Raw genomic sequence first — 15,903 nt, forward strand, 5'->3', positions numbered from 1 at the left:
GCGACCGGCCGCCATGCCATCGACCGAACCGGCCCACCGCGCCCGCAGTTGGTGGCGCGACGCCGTCATCTACCAGATCTACCCGCGGAGTTACGCGGACGGCGACGGGGACGGCGTGGGCGACCTCGCCGGGCTGCGGCGGCGCCTGGACCATGTGGCGGCGCTCGGCGTGGACGCGTTGTGGATCACCCCGTGGTACCCCTCCCCCATGGCCGACGGCGGCTACGACGTGGCGGACCCGCGCGGCGTCGACCCGCTGTTCGGCACCCTCGCCGACGCCGAGGAGCTGATCTCCGAGGCGCGGCGGCGCGGTCTGCGCATCCTCGTGGACGTCGTGCCCAATCACGTCTCGGATGCCCACCCGTGGTTCCGGGCCGCGCTCGCCGCCCCGCCGGGGAGCCCGGAGCGCGCCCGGTTCCACTTCCGTCCCGGCCGCGGCCCCGGGGGCGACCTGCCGCCCAACAACTGGCCGTCCGAGTTCGGCGGACCGGCCTGGACGCGCGTCGTCGAGCCCGACGGCACACCGGGCGAGTGGTACCTGCACCTCTTCGCCCCCGAACAGCCCGATCTCAACTGGGCCGACGCCCGGGTACGCGCCGAGTACGAGTCCGTCCTGCGCTTCTGGTTCGACCGGGGCGTGGCCGGCATCCGGGTGGACTCCGCGACCCTCCTCACCAAGGACCCCGCGCTGCCCGACCTGCCCGGCGAGGGGCCGCACCCGTACGTCGACCGGGAGGACCTGCACGACGTCTACCGCGCCTGGCGCCGGATCGCCGACGCGTACCCCGACCCCCGCGTCCTGGTGGGCGAGATGTGGCTCCGCGACCCCGCCCGGCTCGCCCGCTACCTGCGCCCCGACGAGCTGCACACCGCCTTCACCTTCGACTTCCTGCGCAGTCCCTGGGACGCGGACCGGCTCCGCGCCTGCATCGACGCGACCCTGGCGGGCCACGCGGCGGTCGACGCGCCGCCGACCTGGGTGCTGTGCAACCACGACGTGACCCGCACCGTCACCCGCTACGGCCGCGCCGACTCCTCCTTCGACTTCGCCGGCAAGGCCCATGACGTGCCCGTCGACCCGGCCCTCGGCACCCGGCGGGCCCGGGCCGCGGCACTGCTCACCCTGGCCCTGCCCGGCTCGGTGTACCTCTACCAGGGCGAGGAACTGGGTCTTCCCGAGGTGGAGGACCTGCCGGCCGACCGGCTGCGCGACCCGATGCACTTCCGGTCCGGCGGGGCCGACCCGGGCCGCGACGGCTGCCGCGTCCCGATGCCCTGGTCCGGCACCGCCCCGCCGTTCGGCTTCGGCCCGGACGGCTCGGACCCCTGGCTCCCGCAACCGCCCGCCTGGGCGGCCCTCACGGTGGCGGCCCAGCAGACGGCACCCGACTCTATGCTCAACCTGTACCGCTCGGCGCTACGCCTGCGCCGCGCGGCGACCGGCGGCCCGACCACCACCCGTTCCGGCCTCCGCTGGCTGCCCGCCCCCGACGGCGTCCTCGCCTTCCACGGCCCTGGCACTCTGACCTGCTGGACGAACCTGACGTCCCGTCAAGTACCGCTTCCCGCCCGGCACGACGTCCTCCTCTCCAGCGCACCCCTGACCGGCGGCACACTGCCCCCGGACACCACCGCCTGGCTGCGTCCGGCGTGACACCCGGGCCGGCGCGCCCACCCCGGGGCGTCCGCCCGCCCCACTCACCCGTTCCACTCCTCCGCCAGCACGGACCAGATTTCCGTGTCGTGCCGGACGCCCTGGTACGGGAACTGCCGGCGCAGCACCCCGTCGCGACTCATCCCGAGCCGGCGGGCCGCCGCGACGCTGCGCTTGTTGGCCGGCGTCGTCCGCCACTCCACGCGGCTCATCCCGCGCACCCGGAAGGCCCAGTCGATCAGTATCCGGCTGGCGCGGTGCACCAGACCGCGACCCTCCCCCGCCGCTTCCAACCAGCAGCCGATCTCGCAGACCCCCAGCGCGGCGTCGAACTGCGTGAACATCACCCCGCCGACCAGCACTCCGTCCAGCCAGATGCCGTAGATGCGGGCACCGTCCTTGGCCTGGCGGTCCGCGTAGCCCTGGAGGACGTCGACGGCGGACTCCAGGTCGGTGCTGCGCGTCGCCCACGGGATCCAGGGGTCCACCGTCGGCCGCGCACGCTCCATGTGGGCGAGGAATTCCTGCGCCTGCCAGGGCTCCAAGGGGCGTAGCTGGGCGGCGTCATCGAGCGGCAAGGCGAACATGGGGTCCTCCGACTGCATCCAAGGGTGCGTAACAAGCGTTCGGTACGTACTCTAAGCCCATGCCTCCCGCGCCCGTAGATCACGAATCCCGCCGCGAGCACGTCTCCCAGGCGGTATGGCGAATACTGGCCGCCAAGGGGTTCGGCGGCCTGACCCTGCGCGCCGTGGCGGCCGAGATGGACGTCTCCACCGGACTGCTGATGCACTACTTCCCGACCAAACGGGCCCTGGTCGTGCACGCCCTCGAACTCCTGGAGAAGAGCAGCGCGGAACGCCCGCGCCGCGCCCGCCCCCACGAGGGCCTCGCCGCGCTCCGCGCCGTCCTGTTGGACTTCCTGCCGATCGGCGCGGACAACACCGCACGCAACCGGATCTGGGTCAGTTCCTGGGATCTGGCCCTCGCCGACCAGGGCCTGCACGCCGACCAGGCGGAGCGCTACGTCCGCATCCGCGCCACGGTCCGCCCCCACCTGGAAGCCGCCCAGGCACTGGGCGAACTCCCGGCCACCGCCGATCTCGACCAACTCGCCACGACGGTGGTCGCGTTCATCCACGGCCTGGTGGTCCAGGCCCTGTTCGACCCGCAGCGGTTCCCCGCGGACACCCAGGCGGCGACGGTCGACGGCTTCCTCGACACCCTCCGCAAGGGGTGAGCCACGGAAATCCCTTGCGCGCGAACGCGGCGGGCATCAGGGTCTCGGCCATGACGACGATCTCCGTACGGCCGCTGACAGCCGAAGACTGGCCCCTCTACCGCGCCGTTCGGCTGGCGGCTCTGGCACAGGCCCCCGAGGCGTTCGGATCCACGCTGGAGCACGAGCAGGCGTTCACCGACGACCGGTGGCGCGAGCGCCTCACCCTGCGCAACCAGTTCGTGGCGGAGGACGGTGCTGAGGCGTGCGGGCTGATCGGCATCGTCCCGGTCGGTCCGGGTCTCGCCGAGCTGGTGTCGATGTGGGTGCGCCCCGACGCCCGCGGGCGCGGGGTGGCCGACCACCTGGTGCTGGCGGTGCTGCGGTGGGCGGACGACCACGGCTTCCCCCAGGTGCGGCTGTGGGTGGCGCAGGGCAATGACCGCGCGGAGCGCCTGTACGCCCGCCACGGCTTCCAGCGGACCGGCCTGGTGGAACCCGTACGCGAAGGGGAGCCCCAGCTGGAGTTCGCCATGGCCCGCACCGAACCCGGCACGGGCGGGGGCCCGGGGGCATCGGGGCGAGGGTAGTCCGGGGCTTCGCGGCAGCCGTCTGTGGTGCCGCACGGCGGTGGGGCTCGCCGTACCCGAACCGCGGCATCGACGCCGCCAACGGTCCCTACTTGCGATGGAGCGTGCCCGCATTCGGGTGCCTGGCAAGTAGGAGACATGGAGAGGGAAGCCCCTTCGGCAGGGACGGCCGCCGAGTCCGTCGGTCCCGGCATCGCATCGACCGGCGAGCCATGGCGCCGCCCACGACCGCGGCGTTGTGCGCGCCGGTCGCGGTGGTGCTGGCGTACCTGGTGAACGACACCAACCGCCACCGGCGCGGCGCCCACGTGCGGACCCCGTAGATCCGGGGCACCGGACCTCTGCGGTGAGGGACGGCACGCCCCCGCACGGTGATCGGCGGCCGCGGCGGTATCAGCCGTCAGGCCGTGCTTGCCGCCGCTGCCGAGGGGCGTGCCGGGCCGGGCTACCCGGTCAACGCCGCGTGCACCGGGGCCAGTAGGGACAGGTCGTCGGTGGTGACGGTGAGGTGGGTGGCTCCGGCGGACCGCCAGGCATCGGCGAGCGCGCGCCAGGTGTCCGGTCGGCCGGGGACGGGACGGAGGCGGGCCTCCGTCCCGAAGGCGGCCCAGTCACGGCCGGCTCCGGTCACCGCGGTACGCAGCTCGGCGATGAGTGCGGCGCCGCGGTTGACGCGGTTGGCGAGCAGGCCGGACATGGTGAAGCCGTCGGCGAGGGTGGCGATCCGGCGCAGTGCGCCCGGTCTGCCTCCGGTGCGCAGGGTGCCGCCGCCCATCCAGAGCGGTATCCGACGCGGCCGGGGGGTGAGGGTGACACCGGAGAACGCGACGTGCTCGCCGGCGAAGTCCGCTTCCGGCCGGGTCCACAGCAGGCGCAGCGCACGGGCCTGCTCCTCGAAGAGTGCCGCGCGGGTCCCCGGAGCGACGCCGAGCGCGGCGGACTCGGCGGGATCGGATCCGATGGCGATGCCCAGCCGCAGCCGGTCTCCGCTGAGGTGGGCCAGTTGCGCGGCCTGCTTGGCGGCGAGCACCACCGGGCGGTGCGGCAGGATCGTCATCGCCGTTGCCAGTTCGATCCGGGTGGTGACCGCTGCCAGGAACGCCACCAGCGTCAGGCTCTCGTAGGCGGGAGTGCTGGAGACGAGGTGTTCCGGGACGGAGAGGTGGTCGTAGCCGAGGCGCTCAGCGGTCACGGCGAACTCGCGGAGCCCGGCGGGCGAGAGGGCGGTGGGCACGGTCCAGCCGAGGCGAAGGGTCATTTGCGGAAGGTCTCCGGGTCGGCGGTGGAAAGGAACACTGCACGCGGGCGTTCGGCCGGCAGCAGCTGGGAGTTGAGGAGGCGCCGCACGGTCTTCTCCCCGCCGGGCAAGGAGTCGGTGACCGACAGATGGACGTCGAGCACCTGCGTGCCGTCCTCGTTCACCACCCTGGGTACGCAGCGCACCACCCCGGGGATGGCGTGTGCGGCTTGCCGGACGGTGTGCAGGGAGACCTTCTCGCCGCGCAGCACCACGAAGTCCGACAGGCGTCCGTGGAAGGTCAGATAGCCGTCGTCGATCGAGAAGGCGTCCCCGGTGGCGATGGTCCGCGGTCCCAGCAGGACTCTCCCGCTGTGTTCCCCGACCCGTCGCAGCAGTACGGTGTCGGATTCCACCAGCAGTTCGCCCACCTCGCCCTGCACCTCGCGCAGGGACGCGCGCACCCCGGGCAGCGGGCGGCCGACCGAGCCGTACCGGTGCGCGGGCTCGGCGTGCGCGGCCAGGGTCGACACGCGCGGCCCGGCCTCGGTGAGCCCGTAGGTCAGATACAGCTCCGAGGACGATCGTGCGGCCAGCAGGTCCGCCACCTCCGTCGGCGCGAGCCGGTCCCCGCCGACCCCCAGCACCCGCAGCCCGCGCGGCATGAGTCCGGGGTCGGCCAGCAGCTGGCGGGCGATCGTCGGTGTCACCGCCGAGTGGGTCACCCCGTGCGCGGTGACCGCGTCGCGGTACGCGACCGGCGAGAACGGCGGTCCGTCGAGCACCAGTCGCGCCTTGGTCACGTACGCGGCGAACGCCTGCGCCACGAGTGCGTAGGAGTAGTACAGCGGCAGGTTCACCAGCAGGGTGTCCGCCGAGGTGATGCCGGTGGCCCCGGCGTGCAGGCGGGCGTTGTGCAGCAGCGAGGACACCTGGTGCACGCATGCGCTGAACATCCCCGAGGTGCCGGAGGTGGACAGCAGGATCTCGCCCGGCCGGTACGGGGTGGCGGGGTGCCCGGTCGGTACGGCGAACGCGCCGCCCACCGGCGCCTGCGGCCCGGTGCCGGTCCGCCGGGTGGTCACCACCACGCCGGCCCCGACGTGCCCGGCCAGCGCGCGGACCCGCTGCCACGGGGTGCTCGGCGGCACGGCCAGCGGCACCAGGCCCAGCAGCAGCGCCGCAAGCTGCATGCGCAGCAGTTCGACCCCGTTGGCCAGGCAGAGCACGACCGCGTCGCCCGGTGCCGGGCCCAGCCCGGCCAGGTCCGCCAGCACGTCGTCCACCCCGACCGGGGCGCCGGCGTCCGTGCCGGCCCGGGTGGTGCCGACCCGGGTCAGGAAGTCGGCCACCTCGGACCGGGTGAGGCCGTTCACCGGTCCTCCCCGGCGCTGGTCAGGACCTGGCAGCAGCACCTCTCCCGGTCTCCCGCGGCGGATTCCAGGCCGACCAGGATCACGTGCCGGGCGTGGCCGTCCGCGAGCCATCCGTCGATCACCGTGAACGCCACGGGGGCGGCCTGGTCCGGGTGCGCCGCCAGCAGCAGCGACGGCCCGCGCAGCCCGTGGCGCAGGGCGGGCAGTCCGGCCAGCACCCCCGGGTTGGCTCCGGCGAAGCGCAGCGGCGAGACCCTGGAGCGCGGCACCGAGGCGGCGATGCGGCGTATCGTCCGCTCGCTCCCGGTCGCGCTCATGACCAGGATCGCGGTGTCGTCGGCGGCGTCGAGCACGCGCTCCGCGCAGTCCGTCAGCGCCCGGTCCACGGTCTCGGCGACCAGCCAGGCCGCGGGGTCGGCGTAGAAGGACGGTTTGTTGATCGCGTACTCGGCCGGGTCCTCGGCGACGACCGTCGCCGAACCCAGCACCCGTGTGCCCGGCGGCACCTGTGTCACGCCCTCACCCCTTCGAACAGCAGACACGTGTTGAACCCGCCGAACCCCAACGTCAGGCTCAGTCCGGCGCCGGCGCCCACAGGGTGCGCCGATCCCGTGGCCAGCCGCAGCGGTGCCGCCGGTTCGCGCAGCCCGACGACCGGCGGGACCCGTCGGTGGCGGAGTGCCAGTACCGTCGCTACGGCCTCGACGGCCCCGGTGGCGCCCAGGCTGTGCCCGAACGCCCCCTTGGTGGCGAACACCAACGGGCCGTCGCTGCCGAACAGTTCCAGCAGGCTGCGCGCCTCGACCTCGTCGTTGAGCGGTGTCCCGGTCCCGTGTGCGTTGATCACCGCGATGTCGGCGGGGGCCAGGCCCGCGGATGCCAGGCAGCGTTCCACCGCGCGCACCACGGCGCGTCCGGACGGGTCCGGTGCGGTGAGCCCGGCGGCGTCGTTGGCCGCGCCGGCGCCGCGCAGCCGGGCGTACACCCGGGCGCCGCGCTCCCGGGCCGAGTCGGGGTGCTCGACGACCACGAACGCCGCGCCCTCGCCGAGCAGCATTCCGTCGCGCGCCCGGTCGAATGCCCGCAGGCCGGTGGGGCTCATCGTGCCCAGTGCGGAGTGCCCGAGCCGCTTGGCCTCGGTGACCACGTCCACCCCACCCGCCACGCAGACACGCCGCTTGCCCGAGCGCACCAGGGCGTGCGCGACGGCGATCGCGTCCGACCCCGCGGAGCACGCGGTCATGACGCACACCGGCGTCCCCGGGTACCCGATGCCCGCCGCCGCGTCGTCGGCCCAGGTGTGCAGCGCCGGCTCCTTCTCGTCCAACGAGGCGCCGAAGCTGGTGCCCAGCACCAGGCCGACCCCGGGGTCGGCGGTGGACAGGCCGGCGTCCGCGAACACGGAGGCCAACACCTGTCCGGCGAGCACGCGTTGGCGCTCGCCCGCCGGGGTCCCGTACGGCACCGACTCGACGACGGCGGCGAGTGTGTTGCGCAACGGGTGCGGCGAGTCGACCGGCGCCAGACCCGAGTCACCCGCACACAGCCGCTCCCACACCGCCTCCGGGTCCCGGCCCAGCGGAGTGTCCCAGGCCAGCCCGGTGATCACCGGGGTCACCACGGCCGGGCCCGCGCGGGATCGACCTTCGCCCGGCTCATCGCGCCGCGGAACCCGGCGACCGAGCGGCCCTCCACGGTCGCCGCGGCGGAGAAGGCGAAGGTGTGGCCGGACAGCCGGTCCGCGCGTACGTCGAGCACGACCTGGTCGCCGGGCACGACCGGGGCGAGGAAGCGGGACTTGACCGTGCCGACCAGGGTCACCTCGTCGTCGGCGAGCGGGGCGCTGCTCAACTGGTAGAGCAGTACGCCGGATTGGGCGAAGGCCTGCATGGTGTGGCTGCCGGGCAGGATCACCCCCGGGGCCAGGCCGCGCTCGGGCAGGTGCCCGGACAGTGCGCTCATCTCGGCCGAGACGGCGAACATGCTGCGCAGGAACACGCCGGGCTCATGGTCCAGCACCCGGTCGATGAACAGTCGGGGATGGCGTCCGCGCACCAGGGCGGCGATCGCCGAGGTACCCAGCGGCCGGGCCGTGCGGACCGCCGCGGTCGGGGGTGCTGCCGATTCGTTCGTGTGCCGCATCCGGGACGATTCCTCTCAGTGTCTTTCGCAGCGGCGCCGGCAGGGGAACCGCGCGCCGGGTGGCGGGGTCGACGGCGGCGAAGACGAGGTGGCCGGTCACCAGCGGGGTGCGGCCGCCGTCCTCCTCCTCGCGCAGCAGACCGACCGCGAGCGCGAACCAGGCCGCGCCGACGTGGTCGACCCGGGTGTCCGCGACGATCACGTCGCGGTACACGGCGCTGTTGAGATAGGTCACCCGCAGGTCGGCGGCCACCAGGTCGACGCCCGCCGCGCTGAAGGCGGTCAGGCCCGCGTCGTGCGCTTCGAGGTGTTCGGTGCCCGCGGTCTCCATCAGCGAGGTGTAGCGGGAGAAGTGCACGATCCCGGTCGCGTCGGTGTCGACGTGCTCGACCCGGGTGCGGAACCCCGCGCTCACCGCATCGCCCGGGCGCCCGCCGCCACCCGGTCCACGATCTCGTCGGCCTGCGTCGTCGTGGTGATCAGCGGCAGCACGATCCGCAGCGTGGGGTGGACGTAGCGCCGGCCTCCGGAGCGTTTCCCGGCGCCCGCCATGAACTCCGCGTACACCCCCGCTTCGATCAGTTCCCGGCGCAGCTCGCCGATCCGGTCCGCCGCCGCGGCGGTCAGCTCCACTCCGAGCATCGCCCCGGTACCGCGGACCTCGGTGAACACGTCCGGGTGGCGCCCCACCAGGGCGGCGTCGAGCTGCGCGGCCAAGCTCCCGCCGACGTCGGCCGACCGCGCCAGCAGCCGTTCGGCCGCGATGTGTTCGATGCCGTCACGGATCACCGCGCAGTTCAGCGGCCGCAGGTCGGAGGTGGTCACGGCGCCGGAGGAGCGGACGGCCAGGTCCTCCCGGGCGATCACCATCGACGTGGACACCGCGCCCATGCCCAGGAACTTGCCGATGACGGTGATGTCGGTGGGCACCGGCCCGTCGGCGTCGCGCATGGCGAACCAGGCGCCGGTCTTGGCGAACGTCAGCACCTCGTCGGCCACGAGCAGGACGTCGTCGGCCGCGCAGCGCCGCGCGAGTTCGCGCAGGTAGCCGGGCGGTGGCTGGAGAATGCCCGCGTCGCCCTGGATCGGCTCGACGACGACGGCCAGCAGCCGGTCGGCGGACGCGGCGAAGTACTCCGCCAGGGCGTCGGGGTCGCCGAACGGGATGTGTTCGACCCGGACGCCGTACGAACCGGCGGGGTCCGGCACGGGCAGCCCGGCCCGGTAGTACCTGCGGTTGAGCAGCTGCACCAGCCCGCCGGTCCAGCCGTGCCAGGCACCGTGGAAGGCCAGGATGGTGTCGCGCCGCTCCTTGCCCGGACGGTGGCGCAGCCGCCGGCTGTCGAACCGGGACTCCAGGACGAGCCGCAACGCCAACTCGTTGCCCTCCGAGCCGGAGTTGCGCCCGCTGACGTGGTACCGCCCCGCGGGGAAGTGGTCGGTCCACAGCCCGCCTGGGCCGAAGAGCCGGTCGAGGAGTTCCGCCCGTTCCAGCGAGCCCAGTTCGTCGGTGACGTTGCCGACCGCGGTGCCGCGCGTCAGCGCCGCGCGGACGACGGGGTGGTCGCCGCCCAGGGTGGCGCTGGCGTAGCCGCCGCTGGCGTCCAGCAGCCGCAGCCTTCTGCCCCGGTGGGCCGGGCTCAGGTCGACCACGTCGAGCTCCAGGCCGCGCCCGCCCACGCAGGCGAACGGCAGCCGCGCCGCCCCGTAGTGGTTCAGGTGCAGGTCGGTGCCGCGTGCGAGGACACCGGTGGGTTCCCCGGCGCGGTCGTCCCGGGTGACCGGGGCCGTGCTCACGGGGTGGCCGGGGGGAGTTCGGCCCCCGACAGCCGCTCGACGAGCGCGAGTACGTCGCCGAGGGTGGACAGCTCCCCCGCGGCGACGGCCTCGTCGGGGATGTCGATGCCGAACGCCTCCTCACACTGCACGCGCAGTTCCACGAATCCGAGTGAGTCCATGCCGTAGCTCTCGCGCAGGCTGTCGTCGAGCCGCATCTGGTCGATCGGCACCTCCACCAGCACATCGGAGTGCAGAATGCGTTTGATGGTCTGCAAAGAGTTCACCAGGGATTTTCCCCTCAGGGTGGATTCATCCAAAAGGCCACGGCCGGCGTCCGGCATGTGGGCGAGGAAAGGGAGATGAGATCGCGGCGAAAGTCGGGCCGGAGGTGGGCCGGCACCGATCGGAAACATGGCAGCGCCAGCCATTAACGCTCATCGAAGCTAGTTGAGGCTTTACCGCCGTGTCAATGAGGCCCTCGATTTTGCTCGTTATCTATTTTCGCGCACCGGCCGCCACGGGGATTTAGCGCATGAGTTCGGCGGCGTTTCGGCCACTGGCGTTCGGCGGCGGGAATACCGGCCGAACGGAATCCCCCGGTCCGCCGCCCCCGCCCGCGAACCCGGCCCGCAGAGCGCTTCCCGACACAGGTGGGGTCGCGTTTCAGAACGATCGTTATGTACCTTTTACTCCCTATGTCAGGGATTCCCAGCTGGCGCAGACGGGGCTTGCGGTGATGAATCGTCCCTGACTAGCCTTAAGTCGTCTATTTGCCCATCTCGGCCGCTGAGTGCGGGACGAGTCGGCAACCGGGCACCCCGGTGACACCGTCGGGTTTCACGCCCGGAATCCCCTGCGATTCGCTGCAAGCGCATTATGTGATTGCGCTGCCCATTCCCCTCCTTTCCGATGGCCGATCCACGCCCGATCGCCCGGCCGCCGGAAGAAACTTTCGAAGGAACCGCAAAAAGTCATGAGTGTCAGCCCGGACGCCCTGCGCGGCGTCACCCTGTTTGTCGGCGGCCCGATCCAGCACGCCTTGGTGCCCGGCGGAATGGCGACGCCGATCCGCGAATGCCTGAGCCTGACCATCGACCAGTCGCAGCGGGCCGGAGCCACCGTGCTGTCCGCACACGTGGCTGAGCGATTCGGCGCCGACACCGCCTCGTTCACCCCCGAAGAGGTGTCCGTGCGCGACTACGCGTGGATGCGCCAGTGCGATGTCTTCGTACCGGTACTGCCGGTGCTCGACGGCACCCTGCTGCGCACCGACGGCACCCACATCGAACTGGGGTGGGCCAGCGCGCTGGGCCGCCCCATCGTGGGCATCACCGACCAGCCCTTCGCCGAGTCGGCCAGCCACCTGCTCAAGGGGCTCGCCCAGGTCGCCGCCGCCACGTTCCTGTCCACCGAGGAGATCGCCACGGATCCGGCACTGCTGGTCGACGGCGTGCTCGCGGCACTGGGCCGGACCCGGACGGCGGTCTGACATGGCGGCCGCGACACATGTGCTGGGGATCGACCTGGCCAATCCGGTCGTGGTCGGTTCCGGCCTGCTCACCGACCAGGAACGCAACATCCGCAGACTGCTGGACTCCGGCGCGGGCGCGGTGGTCACCAAGACCATCCACCCCAACCCGCCGACCGACCTGGACGAGCGCATCCTCCGGCTGCCCACCGGAATGATCAACAGCACCACCTACTCCAAGCGGTCCGTCGACCACTGGGTGGGCATCCTGCGCGGCCTGGCCCGGGACCGGCTGCCGGTCATCGCGTCGCTGCACGCCGACAGCCCCGCGGAACTGGCCGAGTTGGCGGCCCGGGTGGAGTCGGCGGGCTGCCGCGCACTGGAGCTCGGCATCTCCTGCCTCAACGAGTCGGACGGCCTCGACGACACCCCCGAGCGGGTGCACGCCTACACCGCGGCCGCCCGCGCCGCGACCCGGGTGCCGTTCTCGGTCAAACTGGCCAGCGGCGAGGGCCTGCACGCGCGGGCGTTCGCCGCCGCCCGGGCCGGCGCGGACGCGGTGACCGTCAGCGACACCCTGCCCGCCGCCGCCGTGCACCCGGAGACCGGCGACCTCCGCCTCGGCGGCGTGTTCGGCTACTCCGGACCCGGCATCAAGCCGCTCGTACTGGCCTCGCTGTGGAAGCTGAGCCGAGCCGGGTTCCCCCTGCCGCTGCTGGCCTCCGGCGGCGTGCAATCGGGCCGGGACGTCCACGACTACCTGCGGGTCGGCGCGGTGGCGGCCCAGGTGTACACCGCACTGCACACCGATATGAACCCCACACTCGCCCGGATCGTGGCCGAAACCACCGCACCGGGCGACCCCGACCGCGACTCCGAACCCCTCGCCGGAGCGGACCGGTCCGGGCAGGTGCGGTCATGACCCCCCGATCGGTCGGGCCGCAGCTGTGCGACCTGAGCAGCGCCGAGATCCTGGCCGCCACCGCCGGGCAGACCCTGGCGTGGCCGGTCGGGTCCATCGAACAGCACGGTCCGCACCTGCCGCTGTCCGTGGACACCCTCCTGGCCGACGCCTTCGCCCAGCAGATCGCCTACGAGCTGAACGCCCTGACCCTGCCGGCGCAGTCCATCGCGGCGCGGTCGCTGCCGCAGAGCGGGGGCGGACTGGCCTTTCCCGGCACCGTCCATGTGCGCGGCCAGTCGCTGCTGGCCTTCCTGGAGGACGCGCTGGAGTCGTTGTGCGCCCTGCCGTGGCGCCGGTTGCTGGTCGTCAACGGCCACTTCGAGAACGAACCGTTCCTCTTCGAGGCCCTCGACGAGGTGGGCCGGCGGCCGGCGGCCGCGGGCAAGGAGTTGATCGCGCTGAGCTGGTGGAGCCTGGTCGACACGGACTGGCTGGCCAAGCGGGTGCCGCTCTTTCCGGGCTGGCACGCCGAGCACGCGGGCCTCACCGAGACCAGCCTGATGCTCTACCTCCGCCCGGACCTGGTCTCGGCCGCCCGTCCCGACCACGCCCACCCGCCCCGCCCGGGGATCTACCTGCACCCCGTCGACGTGAACCGCACGACCAACCAAGGTGTCCTGTCGAACACTTCGGACGCCACCGCGGCCCTGGGCAAGGACCTCTTCTGGCACGTGGTCTCGGCCGCGGTCGCCCTGGTGTCCGAGGGCGACGGACTGCTGCGCGAGGAGAAGAAATGACCACGCCCACCCTCTGCGTCAGCAACGCCGTCGACACCCTGCGCGACTTCGCCGTCCGCGCCGACGGCGTCGACGAGCTGCTGTCGGAGTGCTACGCCCAGCAGGACCAGGCGCTGTTCTGGGGACCGTTGGACAAGATGCTCATCACGTACGAGCCGATCGGGGACCTGGACTGGCAGCGGAAGTTCCTGGAGCTCGACGGCGTGGTGAACCTCAGCCCGGCGGGCCGCACCGGCTCGCTGTTCGCCGACGCGCTCGCCGACCCCGAGCTGATGACCGCCGTGGCCGCCCACGCGGGGCCGGGCCGCCGGCTCCGACTGATCCCGCACACCACCACCACCGACCTGTGGCGGTTCGCCGAGGTCCTGCGCACCCGGTACGGCGTGGCGGTCGAGTTGCCGGAGAGCCCGCCGCAGCAGGGCCTGCGCGACCTGCTGGACACCAAGACCGGCCTGCGCGACCTGGCCGCCGACCTCGGCATGGCCGACGGCCCCTGCCGCATCCCTACCGGTACGCACTGCGCCGGGCGGCACGAGGTGCCGGCGGCGGTGCGGGCCATGCTCGCGACGGGCACGCCGTGCATCGTCAAGGCGGACCGCGGCGAGGCGAGCCTCGGTCTGCTGATCTTCCGGCCGGGCGACGACGACATCGCCGAACGCCTGGCCGCCAGCAAGTTCTACGGCGAAGATCCGGTGGTGGTCGAGGAGTTCATCGACGGCGACATCGCCTTCCCGTCGGTGGAGTACATGGTGCCCGTGGGCGCCCCGCCCCACCTGTGCTACACGACCGACATGCTGTTCGAGGGCGCCACACACCTGCGCGGCAACGTCACCGCGCGGGAACTGCGTGACCGATGGTGGTACCGCGCGCTGACCCGGGGCGGACTCCGACTGGCCCAGGAAATGCAACGGCGCGGCTACCGCGGACGGTTCGGCATCGACGCCATCGCCCGCGACGACGTGGTCTACATGCACGACCTCAACGCCCGTCGCACCGGGTCGAGCCATGTGCACGAATTCGGCGAGCACCTCATCGGCCCCGGCTACCTCGACACCCACGCGGTCGGCAACTACGACTTCTACGGGCTTCCGGCCGGGCTGGACCTGCCGGAGGTGCTGCGCCTGCTCGGACGGCTGGTGGCCTCACCCCGGCACGCCGAACGAGGTGTGGTGCCAACCGAGCTGACGGACCTGCGAACTGGCAGACTGAGCTGCATGTTCTACGCCCCGAGCCTGGCCGAGCTGCACGATCTGATCATCCGAGCGAGGGCCGCCCTGGGCCTCCACCGGTGACCACCACCGCACTGACAGTGGTCAAGACCCGACGCTGGCTGGTGCTGGCCGTGGTGCTGCTGTGCTTCCTGCCCGCGGCCATCGACGTCACCATCCTCACCATCACCGTTCCGACCCTCGCCCGCGAACTGCACGCGTCCCCGCCCGAACTGCTGTGGACCGTGGACGTGTACTCGCTCCTGATGGTCGGGCTGGTGCTGGTGAGCGGGCCGTTGGGCGACCGGATCGGGCACCAGCGGCTGCTGCTGGCCGGGTTGGCGGTCTTCAGCGTGGCCTCGGCACTGTGCGCGATGGCGTCCGGGCCACTGACCCTGATCGGTGCCCGGGCGCTGCTGGCGATCGGCGCGTCGATGATCATCCCGGCGACGCTGGCACTCATCCGGCAGACCTTCGGCGACGGCCGCGACCACGCGGTGGCCATCGGGGCGTGGAGCGCGGTCGCCGCCGGAGCCTCGGCGCTGGGACCGGTGGTGGGCGGCTTCCTGCTCCAGCACTTCTGGTGGGGCTCGATCTTCCTGGTCAACCTGCCGGTCGTGGCACTGGCCATGCCCGCCGTGGCGCTGCTGCTCCGCAACAAGATCGAGGCCGAGCGGCAGCCCTGGGAGGCCACCTCCCCCATCCTGTCGATCGTGGGGTTCCTGGGCTGCGCGTACGCCATCATCACCTTCACCCATGACGGCGTGGGGATGGTGGAGGTGGCGGTGCCGGCCGTGCTGGGCCTGACCGCGCTGGTCCTGTTCGTACGACGGCAGCAGCGCACACCGCACCCGATGCTGGACCTGTCCCTGTTCCGGCTGCCCGGGCTGCGTGCCGGAGTGGTGGCCTCGGTGCTGCCGGTGCTGGTGATGGTCGGCTTCGAACTCCAACTGGTGCAGTACCTGCAGTTCGTCGAGGGACTGTCGGCGGAGGAGGCCGCGCTGTACCTGATCCCGATGCCGGTGGCCGCGACGGTGGCGGGCCCGGTGGGCGGAATGATCCTCTCCCGTGTCGGACGGCCGCGTGCGGACGTGCCCGCCGGCCTGCTGCTGGCAGTGACCGGGTACGTCCTGGTCGCTTCCGGCACCGTGGTCCCGCTCGGCCTGGCCCTGATCGGGTTCGGCCACGGTCTGGTCCAGATGGTCGCCTCGAACCTGATCATGTCCACCGCGCCCTCCGCCCAGGCGGGTGCGGCGGCGGGCATCGAATCCGTCTCCTACGAGGCCGGCGCCGGTCTGGGTATCGCCATCTTCGGCACCGTCACCGCGGTGATCTACCGGTCGCTGCTCCCTCCGGGTACGTCGACGTCCCCACTGGAAGCGGGTACGTCCCCGGAGACCGCTCGGGCCTTCGGCGAGGCGTTCCACGCCACCACATGGCTGGCCGGCGCCCTCACCCTGGCCACGATCTTCCTGGCCACCCCGAAATCACCGGCGGCTCACGCGCCGTCCGGGGATCCCGCGTAAGCG

17 protein-coding genes are annotated in these 15,903 nt (G+C 72.6%); 8 read left to right on the forward strand and 9 right to left on the reverse strand.

Annotated elements, in window-relative coordinates:
* Positions 1-13: 13 nt before the first annotated feature.
* Positions 14-1,654, forward strand: coding sequence for a glycoside hydrolase family 13 protein (locus CG747_RS16710; protein WP_100602524.1), 1,641 nt, complete (start codon positions 14-16; stop codon positions 1,652-1,654).
* A gap of 44 nt (positions 1,655-1,698) precedes the next feature.
* On the opposite strand, the gene CG747_RS16715 is transcribed toward CG747_RS16710, so the two are convergent.
* Positions 1,699-2,259, reverse strand: a complete 561-nt coding sequence (locus tag CG747_RS16715; RefSeq protein WP_257980467.1) for a GNAT family N-acetyltransferase — start codon at positions 2,257-2,259, stop codon at positions 1,699-1,701.
* A 41-nt stretch (positions 2,260-2,300) separates the two neighbouring features.
* Between CG747_RS16715 and CG747_RS16720 the strand changes: the two genes are divergently transcribed.
* Together CG747_RS16720 and CG747_RS16725 are read left to right on the forward strand one after the other, a co-directional pair.
* Positions 2,301-2,894, forward strand: coding sequence for a TetR/AcrR family transcriptional regulator (locus CG747_RS16720; protein WP_100602525.1), 594 nt, complete (start codon positions 2,301-2,303; stop codon positions 2,892-2,894).
* 50 nt (positions 2,895-2,944) lie between these two features.
* Positions 2,945-3,463 (forward strand): GNAT family N-acetyltransferase, encoded by a 519-nt coding sequence (locus CG747_RS16725; RefSeq protein ID WP_100602704.1) that lies wholly within the window; start codon positions 2,945-2,947, stop codon positions 3,461-3,463.
* Positions 3,464-3,908: 445 nt separating this feature from the next.
* Here CG747_RS16725 and CG747_RS16730 read toward each other — a convergent pair whose 3' ends face one another.
* From CG747_RS16730 to CG747_RS16765, 8 genes are read right to left on the reverse strand one after another with little or no spacing between them, the layout of a single operon-like run.
* Entirely contained in the window at positions 3,909-4,721 is an 813-nt protein-coding gene (locus CG747_RS16730) for a TIGR03619 family F420-dependent LLM class oxidoreductase (protein ID WP_100602526.1), read from the reverse strand.
* A complete protein-coding gene (locus CG747_RS16735) occupies positions 4,718-6,076 on the reverse strand; it encodes a class I adenylate-forming enzyme family protein (protein WP_100602527.1) in 1,359 nt (452 codons plus the stop codon). Before CG747_RS16735 ends, CG747_RS16730 begins: the two co-directional genes overlap by 4 nt.
* A complete protein-coding gene (locus CG747_RS16740; protein ID WP_100602528.1) occupies positions 6,073-6,591 on the reverse strand; it encodes a polyketide synthase in 519 nt (172 codons plus the stop codon). The genes CG747_RS16735 and CG747_RS16740 overlap by 4 nt, the downstream gene beginning before the upstream one ends.
* The gene (locus tag CG747_RS16745) at positions 6,588-7,685 is read right to left on the reverse strand and encodes a beta-ketoacyl synthase N-terminal-like domain-containing protein (protein WP_257980468.1); all 1,098 of its coding nucleotides are present in this window, start codon (positions 7,683-7,685) and stop codon (positions 6,588-6,590) included. Before CG747_RS16745 ends, CG747_RS16740 begins: the two co-directional genes overlap by 4 nt.
* Positions 7,686-7,690: 5 nt before the next feature.
* The gene (locus CG747_RS16750) at positions 7,691-8,095 is read right to left on the reverse strand and encodes a 3-hydroxyacyl-ACP dehydratase FabZ family protein (protein ID WP_100602530.1); all 405 of its coding nucleotides are present in this window, start codon (positions 8,093-8,095) and stop codon (positions 7,691-7,693) included.
* Positions 8,082-8,633 carry a thioesterase family protein gene (locus CG747_RS16755; protein WP_100602531.1) on the reverse strand — a complete coding sequence of 184 codons (552 nt, stop codon included), beginning with the start codon at positions 8,631-8,633 and terminating at the stop codon, positions 8,082-8,084. The genes CG747_RS16750 and CG747_RS16755 overlap by 14 nt, the downstream gene beginning before the upstream one ends.
* On the reverse strand, positions 8,630-10,015 hold the full coding sequence (locus tag CG747_RS16760) for an aminotransferase class III-fold pyridoxal phosphate-dependent enzyme (protein WP_100602532.1): 1,386 nt from the start codon (positions 10,013-10,015) through the stop codon (positions 8,630-8,632). The genes CG747_RS16755 and CG747_RS16760 overlap by 4 nt, the downstream gene beginning before the upstream one ends.
* A complete protein-coding gene (locus tag CG747_RS16765) occupies positions 10,012-10,281 on the reverse strand; it encodes an acyl carrier protein (protein WP_100602533.1) in 270 nt (89 codons plus the stop codon). The genes CG747_RS16760 and CG747_RS16765 overlap by 4 nt, the downstream gene beginning before the upstream one ends.
* A gap of 689 nt (positions 10,282-10,970) precedes the next feature.
* Between CG747_RS16765 and CG747_RS16770 the strand changes: the two genes are divergently transcribed.
* The 5 genes from CG747_RS16770 to CG747_RS16790 are packed head-to-tail and all read left to right on the forward strand — an operon-like array spanning position 10,971 to position 15,900.
* Positions 10,971-11,486 (forward strand): nucleoside 2-deoxyribosyltransferase, encoded by a 516-nt coding sequence (locus CG747_RS16770; RefSeq protein ID WP_100602534.1) that lies wholly within the window; start codon positions 10,971-10,973, stop codon positions 11,484-11,486.
* Position 11,487: 1 nt separating this feature from the next.
* Entirely contained in the window at positions 11,488-12,387 is a 900-nt protein-coding gene (locus CG747_RS16775; protein WP_100602535.1) for a dihydroorotate dehydrogenase, read from the forward strand.
* Positions 12,384-13,166, forward strand: a complete 783-nt coding sequence (locus CG747_RS16780) for a creatininase family protein (protein WP_100602536.1) — start codon at positions 12,384-12,386, stop codon at positions 13,164-13,166. The genes CG747_RS16775 and CG747_RS16780 overlap by 4 nt, the downstream gene beginning before the upstream one ends.
* Positions 13,163-14,458, forward strand: coding sequence for a hypothetical protein (locus CG747_RS16785; protein ID WP_100602537.1), 1,296 nt, complete (start codon positions 13,163-13,165; stop codon positions 14,456-14,458). The genes CG747_RS16780 and CG747_RS16785 overlap by 4 nt, the downstream gene beginning before the upstream one ends.
* Positions 14,455-15,900: an MFS transporter gene (locus CG747_RS16790; protein WP_100602538.1), complete on the forward strand. Its 1,446-nt coding sequence runs from the start codon at positions 14,455-14,457 to the stop codon at positions 15,898-15,900. Before CG747_RS16785 ends, CG747_RS16790 begins: the two co-directional genes overlap by 4 nt.
* Positions 15,901-15,903: the final 3 nt, after the last annotated feature.

It is taken from the genome of Streptomyces sp. CB02959 (assembly GCF_002803155.1).
In the GTDB taxonomy this organism is placed as follows: Bacteria; Actinomycetota; Actinomycetes; order Streptomycetales; family Streptomycetaceae; genus Streptomyces.